This is a genomic window from Escherichia ruysiae, from assembly GCF_031323975.1.
GTDB classification, from domain to species: domain Bacteria; phylum Pseudomonadota; class Gammaproteobacteria; order Enterobacterales; family Enterobacteriaceae; genus Escherichia; species Escherichia ruysiae.
Map to the genome: position 1 here is coordinate 2,344,814 of NZ_JAVIWS010000001.1, position 18,081 is coordinate 2,362,894.

At 53.7% G+C, this 18,081-nt stretch carries 13 protein-coding genes and 1 riboswitch; of the genes, 7 read left to right on the forward strand and 6 right to left on the reverse strand.

Annotated elements, in window-relative coordinates; all coding sequences use genetic code 11:
- Positions 1-138 precede the first annotated feature (138 nt).
- The 4 genes from RGV86_RS11450 to nudC are packed head-to-tail and all read right to left on the reverse strand — an operon-like array spanning position 139 to position 3,330.
- Positions 139-729, reverse strand: coding sequence for a YjaG family protein (locus RGV86_RS11450; protein ID WP_000940106.1), 591 nt, complete (start codon positions 727-729; stop codon positions 139-141).
- Positions 730-771: 42 nt separating this feature from the next.
- Complete coding sequence (nfi, locus tag RGV86_RS11455; protein ID WP_085461520.1) at positions 772-1,443, reverse strand: deoxyribonuclease V; 672 nt, start codon at positions 1,441-1,443, stop codon at positions 772-774.
- 9 nt (positions 1,444-1,452) lie between these two features.
- Positions 1,453-2,517 carry a uroporphyrinogen decarboxylase gene (hemE, locus tag RGV86_RS11460; RefSeq protein WP_000137657.1) on the reverse strand — a complete coding sequence of 355 codons (1,065 nt, stop codon included), beginning with the start codon at positions 2,515-2,517 and terminating at the stop codon, positions 1,453-1,455.
- A gap of 39 nt (positions 2,518-2,556) precedes the next feature.
- Entirely contained in the window at positions 2,557-3,330 is a 774-nt protein-coding gene (nudC, locus tag RGV86_RS11465; RefSeq protein WP_085461519.1) for an NAD(+) diphosphatase, read from the reverse strand.
- A 94-nt stretch (positions 3,331-3,424) separates the two neighbouring features.
- On the opposite strand from nudC, the gene RGV86_RS11470 reads away from it, so the two are divergent.
- The 7 genes from RGV86_RS11470 to thiH all read left to right on the forward strand — a co-directional run bounded on the left by RGV86_RS11470 (position 3,425) and on the right by thiH (position 9,497).
- Positions 3,425-3,901 (forward strand): Rsd/AlgQ family anti-sigma factor, encoded by a 477-nt coding sequence (locus RGV86_RS11470; protein WP_000934290.1) that lies wholly within the window; start codon positions 3,425-3,427, stop codon positions 3,899-3,901.
- A gap of 51 nt (positions 3,902-3,952) precedes the next feature.
- Positions 3,953-4,053, forward strand: a riboswitch (TPP riboswitch).
- A 79-nt stretch (positions 4,054-4,132) separates the two neighbouring features.
- Positions 4,133-6,028, forward strand: a complete 1,896-nt coding sequence (thiC, locus tag RGV86_RS11475; RefSeq protein WP_085461518.1) for a phosphomethylpyrimidine synthase ThiC — start codon at positions 4,133-4,135, stop codon at positions 6,026-6,028.
- Positions 6,028-6,663, forward strand: a complete 636-nt coding sequence (gene thiE / locus RGV86_RS11480) for a thiamine phosphate synthase (protein ID WP_085461517.1) — start codon at positions 6,028-6,030, stop codon at positions 6,661-6,663. The genes thiC and thiE overlap by 1 nt, the downstream gene beginning before the upstream one ends.
- A complete protein-coding gene (gene thiF, locus RGV86_RS11485) occupies positions 6,656-7,411 on the forward strand; it encodes a thiazole biosynthesis adenylyltransferase ThiF (protein ID WP_085461516.1) in 756 nt (251 codons plus the stop codon). The genes thiE and thiF overlap by 8 nt, the downstream gene beginning before the upstream one ends.
- Positions 7,395-7,595 (forward strand): sulfur carrier protein ThiS, encoded by a 201-nt coding sequence (gene thiS / locus RGV86_RS11490; protein WP_085461515.1) that lies wholly within the window; start codon positions 7,395-7,397, stop codon positions 7,593-7,595. The genes thiF and thiS overlap by 17 nt, the downstream gene beginning before the upstream one ends.
- A 1-nt stretch (position 7,596) precedes the next feature.
- A complete protein-coding gene (thiG, locus tag RGV86_RS11495) occupies positions 7,597-8,367 on the forward strand; it encodes a thiazole synthase (protein ID WP_085461514.1) in 771 nt (256 codons plus the stop codon).
- Entirely contained in the window at positions 8,364-9,497 is a 1,134-nt protein-coding gene (thiH, locus tag RGV86_RS11500; protein ID WP_000847481.1) for a 2-iminoacetate synthase ThiH, read from the forward strand. The genes thiG and thiH overlap by 4 nt, the downstream gene beginning before the upstream one ends.
- Positions 9,498-9,738: 241 nt before the next feature.
- On the opposite strand, the gene rpoC is transcribed toward thiH, so the two are convergent.
- Both rpoC and rpoB read right to left on the reverse strand, forming a co-directional pair.
- Positions 9,739-13,962 (reverse strand): DNA-directed RNA polymerase subunit beta', encoded by a 4,224-nt coding sequence (rpoC, locus tag RGV86_RS11505; protein WP_000653937.1) that lies wholly within the window; start codon positions 13,960-13,962, stop codon positions 9,739-9,741.
- Between the two features lie 76 nt (positions 13,963-14,038).
- A complete protein-coding gene (gene rpoB / locus RGV86_RS11510) occupies positions 14,039-18,067 on the reverse strand; it encodes a DNA-directed RNA polymerase subunit beta (protein ID WP_000263098.1) in 4,029 nt (1,342 codons plus the stop codon).
- Between the last annotated feature and the right edge of the window lie 14 nt (positions 18,068-18,081).

Here is an 18,081-nt window from a genome sequence, read left to right on the forward strand (position 1 = left end):
GGAAATGCCAGAATAGCACTCTCCTGCATACACGCACCGATAGCCACTTTTTTTCGCCCCCCAAATGTAGACCAGACGGGGGGCGAAAGGGAAGACTCCAGGTACGACAAATCAGGCGTTAATTCACGTTTTCTGGTCTTATTGCTGAAAAATTATACCAATATTGCTCTCACCCGCCTCACGCAGGTCTGCCCTAAGGCCTTTTATCAGCTCGATGTCGCGTTCTTCACACTCGGCTAAAAGTCGGAATATTTCCCACTGAATGTCCCATTCTTGCTCAACGGCTGGGTTTTCTTTCAGCTCTTCATCGCTCATTTCGCGACCAGCCTGAGTCATTTCCAGCATCGCAACGGTAGTGATGGAGGTCTTACTCACTTCCACCGCGTGTTCGAGCGTTTCGCCACTCAAACGCGAATGAACCAGTTCACTTAACGCCACGCAGGCATCAATTGCCGGATAAACGCCGTACAGATCGAAATCGTCCGCAGAAGGAATCGCTTCCTCAAATTTCTCCAGTTGGCTGTCGAAATTCACTTTTGCGTCTTTGACGGTCAGTGTTTCCCAAATGAGATCGAGAATACGGCGGTAAATTTGCCCATCGCCAAAACCGGTTTGCTGGCAAAACATGGCGTAATTGGGGTACATGCGTTCGCATAAGCAAGCCATGAAAGTGACGTGCTGCCAGCTTTCCAGGCGCTCCAGACGCAGATGAATCGGGTTTTGTAACATGTTGAGTTCTCAAATACGGAAATTATCCGCAGTTTACCTGAATTAGGGCTGATTTGCTGTATAGCGCACAAATGCCAGACGTTCCGAGGCCACGGCATCCGCCCAGCGCGTTGGCTCTGGCAGACGATAGCCTTTCATGCAGCGTTGTACCCACGCCAGCGCGCTATCCACGCTGACCCGATGACCCGTAGCGATAAACAGTGGGTTGCAGCGTGCTTTGCTGCGCCAGACCCAAGCCAGCTGCTCACCTTTATCCATCAGCGGCGCCAGCGCGCCCGGTTCGCTGGAGAGCGGTTCGAATTTACCGCATAGTCGTTTTTTCGCCACGCCAATGGTCGGTACGTCCACTAACAAGCCAAAATGGCTGGCAACGCCCAGGCGGCGCGGATGCGAGATCCCATGACCATCAACAAACACTAAATCCGGCTTTTGTGACAGCATCTCCCACGCTGCCAGCAGGGCAGGATATTCACGGAAGGAGAGAAACCCCGGGATGTAAGGCATGGTGGTAGCAATGCGTGCCACTTTATACTCCACCAACTCAAGAGTGGGATATTTCAGCAGCACCATCGCCGCTCGCGTCACTTCTCCACCCTGTTCAAACCCGACATCGGCTCCGGCGATCAGATCCGGTGGATCTTTATCGAGTCGATCCTCGCGGATCACAGAAGAAGCCAGTTCGATTTGTTGAGCGCGTAATGACGCGAGATCCATAATTACTCCTTAGCGGTGATATTGTTCAGATAACCGATGCACTGCCTCCACAAACACGCCAGCATGTTCTGGCGGCACATCCTGGTGAATGCCGTGACCAAGGTTAAAGACATGACCTTCGCCGTGACCGAAACCTGCAAGTATAGTCGCTACTTCTTCTTCAATTCGGGCTGGTGGCGCGTACAGCATCGACGGGTCCATATTGCCCTGCAATGCGACTTTATTGCCCACGCGGCGGCGCGCATCGGCGATGTCGGTTGTCCAGTCCAGTCCCAGCGCATCGCAACCGGTTTCTGCCATGGCTTCCAGCCACTGTCCGCCACCTTTGGTAAACAGCGTGACGGGCACGCGGCGACCGTCGTTTTCACGCAATAAACCATCAACAATTTTATGCATGTAATAGAGCGAGAACTGTTGATAATCGCGCCCGGTAAGCACGCCGCCCCAGGTGTCGAAAATCATCACCGCCTGGGCACCGGCTTTAATCTGCGCATTCAGATACAGGGTGACGCTTTTCGCCAGTTTATCGAGTAACGCGTGTAACGCCTGCGGATCGGCATACATCATTTTTTTGATCACGGTGAAGGCTTTGCTGCTGCCGCCTTCCACCATGTAGGTCGCCAGCGTCCACGGACTGCCGGAAAAACCAATCAGCGGCACTTCGCCTTTCAGTTCGCGGCGAATGGTACGCACCGCGTTCATCACGTAACCCAGTTCATCTTCCGGATCCGGAATTGGCAGTTTATCAACGTCAGCTTTGCAGGTGACTGGCGAGGTAAAACGAGGACCTTCTCCGGCTTCAAAATAGAGCCCTAATCCCATCGCGTCCGGAACGGTGAGGATATCGGAAAAGAGGATCGCCGCGTCCAACGGATAGCGACGCAGCGGCTGCAAAGTCACTTCGCACGCCAGTTCGGCGTTTTTGCAAAGCGACATAAAATCGCCCGCCTGAGCACGCGTGGCTTTATATTCTGGTAGATAGCGACCCGCCTGGCGCATCATCCATACTGGAGTGACATCAACGGGCTGGCGCAGCAGCGCCCGCAGATAACGATCGTTTTTAAGTTCGGTCATTTTGGCTGTTCCTTAGTGCGTCAGGCGGTCAGTGTATCATCACTCATACTCTGCCCGACACATCGCCACCGTATCTTCTATCAGGCGGCGCGCCACGGTGCCAGGAGGTGGCAGTAAGGGTAAATCGTCGTAACGATACCAGTTCGCCTCCAGCAGTTCTTTTGGATCAATCACGATGTCGCCGCTCTTATAGTCCGCCATAAACGCAGTCATTAATGACTGAGGAAATGGCCACGGCTGAGAAGTCACGTAACGCAGGTTTTTGACTTTGATGCCACTCTCTTCCATTACTTCCCGCGCGACCGCCTGTTCGAGGGTTTCGCCCACTTCGACGAATCCGGCAAGTACCGTATGGACACCGTTACGATGGCGGGTATGCTGAGCGAGCAGAATCGAATCATCACGACGGATGGCAACAATAATGCAGGGGGCGATTTGCGGGTAGTAACGCTCACGGCAGTGGCTGCACAGCATCGCCCATTCTGTTTTGCTCGGATACATTTCATGCCCGCAATACCCGCAGTATTTATGCGAGCGGTAAAACTCCGCCAGTTGCACGCCGCGTCCGGCTAGTTGAAATAGCCCGACGTCCAGATCAATGACCTGGCGCACCGAGCCCATATCATGGCGACGCTGCTGTTGAACTAGCCAAACAGGTTCTCCCTGCCATTCGCCGATTTGTAGTGCGCGCTGACCCACAAGCTCGAAATTTGCCGCTTCGCCATATGGCAATTCTCCCTTCGGCAACCATAATTTTTGCTCATGACTGACGACCCACCAGCCGTGATCTAATTTTTCAATTATACGATCCATAGCTCTTGCACTACCTTTGCATCACTGGCATGTTTAACATGGTTTTTACATTTCTCACTGAGCAGTTTTTGAATACAAACTTGCGGAGTCAATCATGCTTAACCAGCTCGATAACCTGACGGAGCACGTCAGAGGAAGTAACAAACTGGTTGATCGCTGGCTACATGTACGTAAGCATCTGCTCGTGGCTTACTACAATCTGGTTGGCATTAAGCCTGGCAAAGAATCGTACATGAGGCTAAACGAAAAAGCCCTTGATGATTTTTGCCAGAGTCTGGTCGATTACTTGTCTGCCGGACATTTCAGCATTTATGAGCGCATTCTTCATAAGCTGGAAGGCAACGGGCAGCTCGCTCATGCCGCGAAGATTTGGCCGCAACTCGAAGCCAATACCCAACAGATTATGGATTACTACGATTCCAGCCTGGAAACCGCCATCGATCATGATAATTACCTTGAATTTCAACAAGTTTTATCTGATATCGGCGAGGCGCTGGAAGCGCGCTTTGTGCTGGAAGATAAGCTGATTCTGCTGGTGCTTGACGCCGCCCGCGTCAAACATCTTGCTTGAGTTCTGCGCTGTTAACGCGTAATTTACATTCAACGCCCCGTTTTCGGGGCTAATTTCTTGTCGGAGTGCCTTAACTGGCTGAGACCGTTCATTCGGGATCCGCGGAACCTGATCAGGCTAATACCTGCGAAGGGAACAAGAGTTAATCTGCTACCGTATCGCCTTTGCAGCGATCGTCTCTTGCTTCATCCGTCGTCTGACAAGCCACGTCCTTAACTTTTGGAATGAGCTATGTCTGCAATAAAACTGACCCGCCGCGAACAACGCGCCCGGGCGCAACATTTTATCGACACCCTGGAAGGCACCGCCTTTCCCAACTCAAAACGCATTTATATCACTGGCACACAACCCGGCGTGCGCGTGCCGATGCGTGAGATCCAGCTTAGCCCGACGCTAATCGGCGGCAGCAAAGAACAGCCGCAGTACGAAGAAAACGAAGCGATTCCGGTTTATGACACCTCCGGCCCATATGGCGATCCGCAAATCGCCATTAACGTTCAGCAAGGGCTGGCAAAACTGCGTCAGCCGTGGATCGACGCACGCGGCGATAGCGAAGAACTTACCGTGCGCAGTTCCGATTACACTAAAGCGCGGCTGGCAGATGATGGCCTCGAAGAGCTGCGTTTTAGCGGCGTATTAACGCCAAAACGCGCCAAAGCAGGCCACCGCGTCACACAATTGCACTACGCCCGTCAAGGCATCATCACACCGGAGATGGAATTCATCGCCATTCGCGAGAATATGGGACGCGAGCGCATCCGCAGCGAAGTTTTGCGCCACCAGCATCCGGGAATGAGCTTTGGCGCACGTCTGCCGGAAAATATCACTGCGGAATTTGTCCGTGATGAAGTCGCTGCCGGACGCGCCATTATCCCCGCCAACATCAACCATCCTGAATCAGAGCCGATGATTATTGGTCGCAACTTCCTGGTAAAAGTTAACGCCAATATCGGCAACTCGGCGGTCACCTCTTCCATCGAAGAAGAAGTGGAAAAGCTGGTGTGGTCTACGCGCTGGGGAGCGGATACGGTGATGGATCTTTCCACCGGTCGCTATATTCACGAAACCCGCGAATGGATTTTGCGTAACAGCCCGGTGCCAATCGGTACTGTGCCGATCTACCAGGCACTGGAGAAGGTTAATGGGATCGCTGAAGATCTTACCTGGGAAGCGTTCCGCGACACGCTGCTGGAACAGGCCGAACAGGGCGTGGATTATTTCACGATTCATGCAGGCGTTCTCCTGCGCTATGTGCCGATGACCGCGAAACGCCTGACCGGTATCGTCTCGCGCGGCGGTTCGATTATGGCGAAATGGTGCCTCTCCCATCATCAGGAAAATTTCCTTTATCAACATTTCCGCGAAATTTGTGAAATCTGCGCTGCTTATGACGTTTCGCTGTCGCTGGGCGACGGCCTGCGCCCCGGTTCGATTCAGGACGCCAACGATGAAGCGCAGTTTGCCGAGCTGCATACGCTGGGCGAACTGACCAAAATCGCCTGGGAATATGACGTACAGGTGATGATTGAAGGCCCCGGGCATGTGCCGATGCAGATGATCCGCCGTAATATGACCGAGGAGTTAGAGCACTGCCATGAAGCGCCGTTCTATACCCTCGGGCCGCTGACCACCGATATTGCACCAGGCTATGACCACTTCACATCGGGGATTGGCGCGGCGATGATCGGCTGGTTTGGCTGCGCGATGCTCTGTTACGTAACGCCGAAAGAGCACCTGGGTCTGCCCAATAAAGAAGACGTTAAGCAAGGGCTTATCACCTATAAGATTGCCGCCCACGCAGCCGACCTGGCAAAAGGGCATCCGGGCGCGCAAATTCGCGATAACGCCATGTCGAAAGCCCGCTTCGAATTTCGTTGGGAAGACCAGTTTAATCTGGCTCTCGACCCATTTACCGCTCGCGCTTACCACGATGAAACCCTGCCGCAAGAGTCCGGTAAAGTCGCCCATTTTTGCTCCATGTGTGGGCCGAAATTCTGCTCGATGAAAATCAGCCAGGAAGTACGTGATTACGCCGCCGCGCAAACCATTGAAGTGGGAATGGCGGATATGTCGGAGAATTTCCGCGCCAGAGGCGGAGAAATCTATCTGCGTAAGGAGGAAGCGTGATGTATCAGCCTGATTTTCCTCCTGTACCTTTTCGTTTAGGGCTGTACCCGGTGGTGGACAGCGTACAGTGGATCGAACGTCTGCTGGACGCTGGCGTGCGAACCCTCCAGCTACGCATCAAAGATCAGCGCGATGAAGAGGTGGAAGCCGATGTAGTAGCGGCAATTGAGCTGGGTCGCCGCTATAACGCGCGGCTGTTTATTAATGATTACTGGCGGCTGGCGATCAAGCATCAGGCGTATGGCGTCCATCTGGGGCAGGAAGATTTGCAATCTACCGATCTCAGCGCCATCCGCGCGGCTGGTCTGCGGCTTGGCGTTTCGACCCATGACGATATGGAAATCGACGTTGCGCTGGCAGCACGACCTTCTTATATCGCGCTGGGACATGTGTTTCCGACACAAACCAAACAGATGCCTTCTGCACCGCAGGGGCTAGAGCAGTTGACACGGCACATTGAGCGTCTGGTGGATTATCCCACCGTGGCGATTGGCGGTATCAGTCTGGCGCGCGCGCCTGCGGTGATGGCGACGGGTGTCGGCAGTATCGCCATCGTCAGTGCCATTACCCAGGCGGCAGACTGGCATTTGGCAACGGCACAGTTGCTGGAAATTGCAGGAGTTGGCAATGAATGACCGTGATTTTATGCGTTATAGCCGCCAAATCCTGCTCGACGATATCGCTCTTGACGGGCAGCAAAAACTGCTCGACAGCCAGGTGCTGATTATCGGTCTTGGCGGGCTGGGTACACCTGCTGCGCTATACCTGGCGGGCGCTGGCGTCGGGACGCTGGTACTGGCAGATGACGACGATGTGCATTTAAGCAATCTGCAACGACAAATCCTCTTTACCACTGAAGATATCGATCGCCCGAAATCGCAGGTCAGCCATCAGCGACTGACACAGTTGAATCCCGATATTCAACTGACAGCACTACAACAACGGTTAACGGGTGAGGCGTTAAAAGATACGGTTGCACAAGCCGATGTGGTGCTCGACTGTACCGACAATATGGCGACTCGCCAGGAGATTAATGCCGCCTGCGTGGCACTGAACACCCCACTTATCACCGCCAGCGCGGTCGGATTTGGCGGTCAGTTGATGGTACTGACGCCGCCCTGGGAGCAGGGGTGTTACCGCTGCCTGTGGCCAGATAACCAGGAGCCAGAACGCAACTGCCGCACGGCAGGCGTGGTTGGCCCGGTGGTCGGGGTCATGGGGACATTGCAGGCACTGGAAGCGATTAAGTTATTGAGCGGTATAGAGACGCCTACAGGAGAACTGCGACTGTTCGACGGTAAATCCAGCCAGTGGCGCAGCCTGTTGTTGCGCCGCGCCAACGGATGTCTGGTATGCGGAGGGCGCAATGCAGATTCTGTTTAACGATCAACCGATGCAGTGTGCCACCGGACAAACTGTTCACGAGCTGCTGGAGCAACTCGACCAACGACAAGCGGGCGCGGCTCTGGCGATTAATCAGCAAATCGTCCCGCGTGAGCAATGGGCACAACATATCGTGCAGGATGGCGACCAGATCCTGCTTTTTCAGGTTATTGCAGGGGGTTGAGATGTTACGTATTGCGGACAAAACGTTTGATTCACATCTGTTTACCGGCACCGGGAAATTCGCTTCTTCACAACTGATGGTGGAGGCGATCCGCGCTTCCGGCAGCCAGGTGGTGACGCTGGCAATGAAACGCGTCGACTTGCGCCAACACAATGACGCTATCCTCGCCCCGCTTATCGCGGCGGGTGTGACACTGCTACCGAATACTTCTGGGGCGAAAACGGCGGAAGAAGCCATTTTCGCTGCCCATCTGGCACGTGAAGCGTTAGGAACACACTGGCTGAAGCTGGAGATTCACCCTGACGCCCGCTGGTTGTTGCCCGATCCCATCGAAACCCTGAAAGCCGCCGAAACGCTGGTACAACAGGGATTTGTCGTGCTGCCTTACTGCGGTGCCGATCCGGTGTTGTGCAAACGTCTGGAAGAAGTGGGCTGTGCAGCGGTGATGCCGCTCGGTGCACCGATTGGTTCTAATCAGGGGCTAGAAACCCGCGCCATGCTGGAGATTATTATCCAGCAGGCCACGGTTCCGGTAGTCGTTGATGCTGGCATCGGCGTTCCAAGCCATGCCGCGCAGGCGCTGGAAATGGGCGCCGATGCGGTGTTAGTGAATACGGCAATTGCCGTCGCGGACGATCCCGTCACCATGGCGAAGGCATTTCGCCTGGCGGTAGAAGCGGGCCTGCTGGCACGTCAGGCCGGACCTGGCAGCCGCAGTCATTTTGCTCATGCCACCAGCCCACTGACCGGATTTCTGGAGGCATCGGCATGAAAACCTTCAGCGACCGCTGGCGGCAACTGGACTGGGACGACATCCGCCTGCGTATCAACAGCAAAACGGCTGCTGACGTAGAGCGGGCGCTGAGTACAGCGCCACTTACCCGCGACGACATGATGGCGCTGTTATCGCCAGCCGCCAGTGAATACCTGGAACCACTGGCTCAACGGGCGCAGCGTCTGACTCGTCAGCGATTTGGCAACGTCGTCAGCTTCTACGTCCCGCTTTATCTTTCCAATCTTTGCGCTAACGACTGCACGTACTGTGGATTTTCCATGAGCAATCGCATCAAGCGCAAAACGCTGGATGAAGCAGATATCGCCAGAGAAAGCGCCGCTATTCGGGAAATGGGCTTTGAGCATCTGTTGCTGGTCACTGGTGAACATCAGGCAAAAGTGGGAATGGATTACTTTCGTCGTCATCTCCCTGCCCTGCGTGAACAGTTCTCTTCACTACAGATGGAAGTACAGCCGCTGGCGGAAGCGGAATACGCCGAGTTAAAGCAACTTGGTCTCGATGGGGTAATGGTTTATCAGGAGACGTATCACGAGGCGACATATGCCCGCCATCATCTGAAAGGTAAAAAACAGGACTTTTTCTGGCGACTGGAAACGCCGGATCGGCTGGGTCGCGCGGGGATTGATAAGATAGGCCTCGGCGCGCTAATCGGCCTTTCTGACAGCTGGCGCGTTGACTGCTATATGGTTGCCGAGCATTTACTGTGGCTGCAACAGCATTACTGGCAAAGTCGTTATTCAGTCTCCTTCCCGCGCCTGCGTCCGTGTACTGGCGGCATTGAGCCTGCGTCGATTATGGATGAACGCCAGTTAGTGCAAACCATCTGCGCCTTCCGTCTGCTTGCGCCGGAGATTGAACTCTCACTCTCCACGCGGGAATCACCGTGGTTTCGCGATCGCGTTATTCCGCTGGCAATTAATAACGTCAGCGCCTTCTCGAAAACGCAGCCAGGTGGCTATGCCGACAATCACCCCGAGCTGGAACAGTTCTCACCGCACGACGATCGCCGACCTGAAACGGTTGCTGCCGCATTAATCGCTCAGGGTTTGCAGCCGGTATGGAAAGACTGGGACAACTATCTGGGACGCGCCTCGCAAAGGCCATGAGACAGAATGTAAGAACGTAAATTTATTCCGAGCTGCTACGGAAGATGAAAAACGGAAGGTTGTTGAAAGCGTTGCGTTTTTTTATGGTAGTACCGTCAGCAGGAATGTTGTCCAGGGCGAAAAGCTTCTTCCTCGTTTCGCCCTGCCTTTCTTAATATTTCCCGTGAAGGCTTTGCCCTCTGAATAACCCCCATAAAAAAACCCGCCGAAGCGGGTTTTTACATTATTTGCGGATTAACGATTACTCGTTATCAGAACCGCCCAGACCTGCGTTCAGCAGTTCTGCCAGGCTGGCAGACGCGTCTTCTGCAGTCACCTGCGGTGCAGCCGGAGCTTCACCCGCAGCACGGCGGCGCATACGATCCTGGTGATACGCATAACCCGTACCTGCCGGGATCAGACGACCCACGATAACGTTCTCTTTCAGACCGCGCAGTTCATCGCGTTTGCCCGCAACAGCTGCTTCGGTCAGTACGCGAGTGGTCTCCTGGAACGATGCCGCAGAGATGAACGACTCGGTTGCCAGAGACGCTTTGGTGATACCCAGCAGATCGCGGGCATAAGTTGCACCCACTTTGCCGTTCGCTTCCAGTTCGCGGTTTGCGATCTTGACGCGAGAGTATTCAACCTGTTCGCCTTCCAGGAAGTCGGAGCTACCCGCGTTAACGATGGTGGCTTTACGCAGCATCTGACGAACGATAACTTCGATGTGTTTATCGTTAATCTTAACGCCCTGCAGACGGTATACGTCCTGTACTTCGTTAACGATGTAACGAGTCACAGCATGAACACCACGCAGACGCAGAATGTCGTGCGGCGCTTCCGGACCATCGGAAATGACGTCACCACGTTCTACACGTTCACCTTCGAACACGTTGAGCTGACGCCATTTCGGAATCATCTCTTCGTAAGGTTCGCTGCCGTCTACCGGAGTGATAACCAGACGACGTTTACCTTTGGTTTCTTTACCGAAGGAAACGACACCGCTGATTTCAGCCAGGATTGCCGGCTCTTTCGGACGACGTGCTTCGAACAGATCCGCAACGCGCGGCAGACCACCGGTGATGTCCTTAGTACCGCCAGATTCCTGCGGAATACGCGCCAGGGTGTCACCAGAGCTGATCTGTACGCCATCTTCCAGCTGAACAATCGCTTTACCCGGCAGGAAGTACTGCGCAGGCATATCAGTACCAGGGATCAGAACGTCGTTACCCTGAGCATCAACGATTTTCAGTGCCGGACGCAGATCTTTACCACCTGCGGTACGTTCTGCGGAATCCAGAACTACCAGCGAAGACAGACCGGTCAATTCGTCGGTCTGACGAGTAATGGTCTGACCGTCAATCATATCGGTGAAGCGAACAAAACCGCTTACTTCAGTGATAACCGGCATGGTGTGCGGGTCCCAGTTTGCAACGGTTTCGCCGCCTGCAACCTGTTCGCCATCACCTTTCGCCAGTACCGCACCGTAAGGCACTTTGTAGCTTTCTTTGGTACGACCAAATTCGTCGATCAGTTTCAGTTCGGTGTTACGGGAAGTGATAACCAGTTTACCGCTGGAGTTCACAACCGACTTCACGTTGCTGAGCTTGATGCTACCTTTGTTTTTCACCTGGATGCTGGATTCAGCAGCCGCACGAGATGCCGCACCACCGATGTGGAACGTACGCATGGTCAGCTGTGTACCCGGTTCACCGATGGACTGTGCCGCGATAACACCGATTGCTTCACCTTTGTTGATGATGTGGCCACGTGCCAGGTCACGACCGTAGCAGTGCGCACATACACCAAAGTCGGTGTCACAGGATACAACAGAACGTACTTTAACCGCGTCGACAGAGTTCTCTTCCAGCAGGTCACACCACTGTTCATGCAGCAGCGTGTTGCGCGGAACGAGGATATCGGCAGTACCCGGCTTCAGAACGTCTTCTGCAGTTACACGACCCAGTACGCGATCGCGCAGCGGCTCTTTAACATCGCCACCCTCGATAACCGGAGTCATCATGATACCTTCATGAGTACCACAATCGTCTTCAGTAACCACCAGGTCCTGCGCCACGTCAACCAGACGACGAGTCAGGTAACCGGAGTTCGCAGTTTTCAGTGCGGTATCCGCCAGACCTTTACGAGCACCGTGGGTGGAGATGAAGTACTGGAGTACGTTCAGGCCTTCACGGAAGTTCGCGGTGATTGGCGTTTCGATGATGGAGCCATCCGGCTTCGCCATCAGACCACGCATACCAGCAAGCTGACGAATCTGTGCCGCAGAACCACGCGCACCGGAGTCGGCCATCATGTAGATGCTGTTGAAAGATACCTGCTTCTCTTCCTGACCGTCACGGTTAATAACGGTTTCAGTTTGCAGGTTATCCATCATCGCTTTGGATACACGATCGTTCGCCGCAGCCCAGATATCGATAACTTTGTTGTAGCGTTCGCCCGCAGTTACCAGACCAGACTGGAACTGCTCCTGAATTTCAGCAACTTCTGCTTCTGCCTCGGAGATGATTTCGTGTTTCTTCTCCGGGATGACCATGTCATCGATACCAACCGATGCACCGGAACGCGCTGCATATGCAAAGCCGGTGTACATGATCTGGTCCGCAAAAATAACGGTCGGTTTCAGGCCGAGAATGCGGTAGCAGGTGTTCAGCATTTTGGAGATTGCTTTTTTACCCAGCGCCTGGTTGACGATGGAGTAAGGCAGACCTTTCGGTACAATCATCCACAGAATGGCACGGCCAACGGTCGTGTCCTTCAGGCTGGTTTTCGCTACTAATTCACCGTTAGCATCTTTTTCGTATTCAGTGATACGCACTTTAACGCGCGCATGCAGAGAGGCCAAGCCAGCGCGATAAATACGCTCAGCTTCTTTCGGGCCAGTCAGCACCATGCCTTCGCCTTTGGCGTTAACACAGTCACGGGTCATGTAGTACAGACCCAGTACAACGTCCTGAGACGGAACGATGATTGGTTCGCCGTTCGCCGGGGACAGGATGTTGTTGGTAGACATCATCAGCGCACGCGCTTCCAGCTGGGCTTCCAGCGTCAGCGGTACGTGAACAGCCATCTGGTCACCATCGAAGTCGGCGTTATATGCCGCACAAACCAGCGGGTGCAGCTGGATAGCTTTACCTTCGATCAGTACCGGTTCAAATGCCTGGATACCCAGACGGTGCAGAGTCGGTGCACGGTTCAGCAGTACCGGGTGTTCGCGGATAACTTCGTCCAGGATATCCCAAACGACCGCTTCTTCGCGCTCAACCATTTTCTTAGCAGCTTTAATGGTGGTAGCAAGACCACGCAGTTCCAGCTTGCCGTAGATGAACGGTTTGAACAGCTCCAGCGCCATTTTCTTCGGCAGACCGCACTGATGCAGACGCAGGTATGGACCTACGGTGATTACAGAACGACCGGAGTAGTCAACACGCTTACCGAGCAGGTTCTGACGGAAACGACCCTGTTTACCTTTGATCATGTCGGCCAAAGATTTCAGAGGACGCTTGTTAGAACCGGTGATCGCACGACCGCGACGACCGTTATCCAGCAGGGCGTCTACCGCTTCCTGCAGCATACGTTTTTCGTTGCGTACGATGATATCCGGCGCAGCCAGATCCAGCAGGCGTTTCAGACGGTTGTTACGGTTAATGACGCGACGATACAGATCGTTCAGGTCAGAAGTCGCGAAACGACCACCATCCAGCGGAACCAGCGGACGCAGATCTGGCGGCAGTACCGGCAGAACGGTCAGGATCATCCACTCTGGCTTGTTACCAGACTGAACGAACGCTTCCAGCAGTTTGATACGCTTGGTCAGCTTCTTGCGCTTGGTTTCGGAGTTGGTTTCGTTCAGCTCTTCACGCAGCTGTTCGCACTCTTGCTCCAGATCCATGCTCTTCAGCAGAGCCTGGATTGCTTCCGCACCCATTTTCGCGTCGAATTCGTCACCGAACTCTTCCAGCGCGTCCAGATACTGCTCTTCAGTCAGGATCTGCTGGCGTTCCAGGTTGGTCATACCGCCTTCGATTACCACATAGGATTCGAAGTACAGCACGCGTTCGATATCGCGCAGCGGCATATCGAGCAGCAGGCCGATACGGGACGGCAGAGATTTCAGGAACCAGATGTGCGCAGTCGGAGAAGCCAGCTCGATGTGGCCCATACGCTCACGGCGTACTTTGGTCTGGGTCACTTCAACGCCGCACTTCTCACAGATAACGCCACGGTGTTTCAGGCGCTTGTACTTACCGCACAGGCACTCGTAGTCTTTTACCGGCCCAAAGATACGGGCGCAGAAAAGGCCGTCACGCTCAGGTTTGAACGTACGGTAGTTGATGGTTTCCGGCTTTTTAACTTCACCGAAAGACCATGAACGGATCATGTCTGGCGATGCCAGAGCAATTTTGATCGCATCAAACTCTTCGGTTTTAGTCTGCGCTTTCAGAAACTTTAATAAATCTTTCACGGATTTGCTCCCGTCGGAGTTAGCACAATCCGCTGCCGGGTTTTACCCCGACAGCAGTGACCTGTTTGAGCGAGAATTACTCGTCTTCCAGTTCGATGTTAATACCCAGCGAACGAATCTCTTTCAACAATACGTTGAAGGATTCTGGCATGCCCGGCTCCATCTGATGGTTGCCGTCCACGATGTTCTTATACATCTTGGTACGACCGTTCACGTCATCAGACTTAACGGTGAGCATTTCCTGCAGAGTGTATGCCGCGCCGTATGCTTCCAGCGCCCACACTTCCATCTCCCCGAAACGCTGACCACCGAACTGTGCCTTACCACCCAGCGGCTGCTGAGTAACCAGACTGTAAGAACCAGTGGAACGCGCGTGCATCTTATCGTCGACCAGGTGGTTCAGTTTCAGCATGTACATGTAACCTACGGTTACCGGACGTTCGAACTGTTCACCAGTGCGGCCGTCGTACAGGCGGATCTGACCAGAAGTCGGCAGGTCGCCAAGTTTCAGCAGCTCTTTAATTTCTGCTTCTTTCGCACCGTCGAACACCGGCGTTGCGATCGGCATACCTTTGCGCAGGTTTTCAGCCAGACGCATAACTTCTTCATCGCTGAAGGTACTCAGGTCAACTTTCTGACGAACGTCAGCGCCCAGATCGTACGCACGCTGGATGAACTCGCGCAGTTTCGCGACTTCTTGCTGCTGTTTCAGCATGGCGTTGATCTTGTCGCCGATACCTTTCGCAGCCATACCCAGGTGGGTTTCCAGAATCTGACCGATGTTCATACGAGACGGTACGCCCAGCGGGTTCAGTACGATGTCTACCGGCGTACCGTTTTCATCGTAAGGCATATCTTCGATCGGGTTGATCTTAGAAATTACACCCTTGTTACCGTGACGACCTGCCATCTTGTCACCAGGCTGGATACGGCGTTTAACCGCCAGATATACCTTAACAATCTTCAGCACGCCCGGTGCCAGATCGTCGCCCTGGGTGATTTTGCGGCGTTTCGCTTCGAGTTTCTTCTCGAACTCGTGTTTCAGTTCGTCATACTGCTCAGCCAGCTGTTCCAGCTGATTTTGTTTCTCTTCGTCGGTCAGGCCCAGCTCCAGCCAGCGATCGCGCGGCAGTTTGTCGAGCTTCTCAGCTTCAACGCCACCGGCTACCAGCACAGCACGGATACGGCTGAACAGACCCGCTTCGAGGATCTGCAGTTCTTCAGACAGGTCTTTCTTCGCCTGTTTGAGCTGCATTTCTTCGATTTCCAGCGCACGTTTGTCTTTTTCTACGCCATCGCGAGTAAAGACCTGAACGTCGATAACCGTACCGGATACACCGTTTGGTACGCGCAGAGAAGAGTCTTTAACGTCAGACGCTTTCTCACCGAAGATCGCACGCAGCAGTTTTTCTTCTGGGGTCAGCTGAGTTTCACCTTTCGGCGTTACCTTACCAACCAGAATGTCGCCACCGGTTACTTCCGCACCAATGTAAACGATACCGGATTCATCCAGTTTGGAGAGCGCAGCTTCACCCACGTTCGGGATGTCAGCGGTGATCTCTTCCGGCCCCAGCTTGGTGTCACGGGACACACACGCCAGTTCCTGGATGTGAATAGTGGTGAAACGGTCTTCCTGAACAACACGCTCGGATACGAGGATGGAGTCTTCGAAGTTGTAACCATTCCACGGCATGAACGCCACGCGCATGTTCTGACCGAGCGCCAGTTCACCGAGGTCGGTGGACGGACCATCTGCCAGCACGTCGCCACGTTCTACCGGTTCACCCAGAGAAACACACGGCATCTGGTTGATACAGGTGTTCTGGTTCGAACGGGTGTATTTGGTCAGGTTGTAGATATCGATACCAGCTTCGCCCGGATACATCTCGTCTTCGTTAACTTTGATAACGATACGGGAAGCATCCACGTACTGAACGACACCGCCACGTTTAGCAACCGCAGTTACACCGGAGTCAACGGCAACAGCACGTTCCATACCCGTACCAACCAGCGGCTTATCAGCACGCAGAGTCGGAACGGCCTGACGTTGCATGTTCGCACCCATCAATGCACGGTTGGCGTCATCGTGTTCAAGGAACGGGATCAGGGACGCACCGACGGATACCACCTGCTGGGTGGATACGTCCATGTAGTCAACCTGGTCGCGGCTGAACAAGCTGGATTCGCCTTTACTACGGCAAGTTACCAGGTCTTCTACGAAGTGGCCTTCTTCATCCAGGTTGGAGTTCGCCTGGGCGATAACGTAGTTACCTTCTTCGATAGCAGACAGGTAGTGAATTTCGTCAGTTACAACACCGTCGGTCACTTTACGATACGGAGTCTCAAGGAAGCCGTATTCGTTAGTCTGTGCGTACACGGACAGGGAGTTGATCAGACCGATGTTCGGACCTTCAGGGGTTTCGATTGGACATACGCGACCGTAGTGAGTCGGGTGTACGTCTCGAACTTCGAAGCCTGCACGTTCACGGGTCAGACCGCCTGGACCGAGTGCAGAGATACGACGTTTGTGCGTAATCTCAGACAGCGGGTTGTTCTGGTCCATAAACTGAGACAGCTGGCTGGAACCGAAGAACTCTTTTACTGCTGCGGAAATCGGCTTGGCGTTGATCATGTCCTGAGGCATCAGGGTATCCAGATCGCCCAGAGACAGACGCTCTTTCACCGCACGCTCTACACGTACCAGGCCAACACGGAACTGGTTTTCCGCCATTTCGCCAACGGAACGGATACGACGGTTGCCGAGGTGGTCGATATCATCGACTTCGCCTTTACCGTTACGGATATCGATGAGCTTTTTCATAACATCAATGATGTCGTCTTTGCTCAGGATACCGGAACCTTCGATTTCTTCGCGCAGCAGAGAACGGTTGAACTTCATACGACCAACCGCAGACAGATCATAGCGGTCTTCAGAGAAGAACAGGTTCTCGAACAGGCTTTCAGCAGCTTCACGAGTCGGCGGCTCGCCAGGACGCATCATGCGGTAGATTTCTACCAGTGCGCTCAGACGGTCGTTAGTTGGGTCGACACGTAAGGTTTCAGAGATATATGGGCCGTGATCCAGATCGTTAGTAAACAGCGTTTCGATACGCTTGTGACCAGACTGGCTCAGCTTAGCCAACAGATCCAGGCTCAGTTCCATGTTCGCTGCGCAGATCAGCTCGCCGGTAGACTCATCAATATAGTCTTTAGCGACCACTTTACCTGCGATGTACTCAACCGGAACTTCAATCAGTTTGACGTCGTCTTTTTCCAGTTGGCGAATGTGGCGCGCAGTAATACGGCGGCCTTTTTCTACGTACACTTTACCGTTAGCTTCGATGTCAAAAGATGCAGTTTCACCACGCAGGCGTTCCGGCACCAGTTCCATCTGCAGCTTGTTATCACGGATTTCAAAGATAACTTTTTCAAAGAACAGGTCGAGGATCTGTTCAGTGGTGTAGTTCAGTGCACGCAGAATGATGGTCGCAGGCAGTTTACGGCGACGGTCGATACGTACGAACAGGTTGTCCTTCGGATCGAATTCGAAGTCCAGCCAGGAACCACGGTAAGGAATGATACGCGCGTTATACAGTACTTTACCCGAAGAGTGGGTTTTACCTTTGTCGGAGTCAAAGAAGACGCCCGGACTACGGTGCAGCTGAGAAACGATAACACGCTCAGTACCGTTGATAACAAAGGTACCGTTGTCCGTCATGAGCGGAATTTCGCCCATGTAGACTTCTTGTTCTTTAATGTCTTTTACGGTGCCTTCCGGCGCTTCGCGCTCATAGATCACCAGACGCAGTTTAACGCGCAGCGGTGCGGAATAGGTCACGCCACGGATTTGACATTCCTGGACGTCAAACACCGGTTCGCCAAGGCGGTAGCTGACGTATTGCAGCTCGGAATTACCGCTGTAGCTCTGAATCGGGAATACGGAACGGAAAGCAGCTTCCAGACCATACTGCCCTTCAGGATCTTGCTCGATAAATTTCTGAAACGAGTCAAGCTGGATAGAAAGGAGATAAGGTACATCCAGAACTTGTGGACGTTTACCAAAATCCTTACGAATACGTTTTTTCTCGGTATAGGAGTAAACCATAGGGTTCCTCAGCT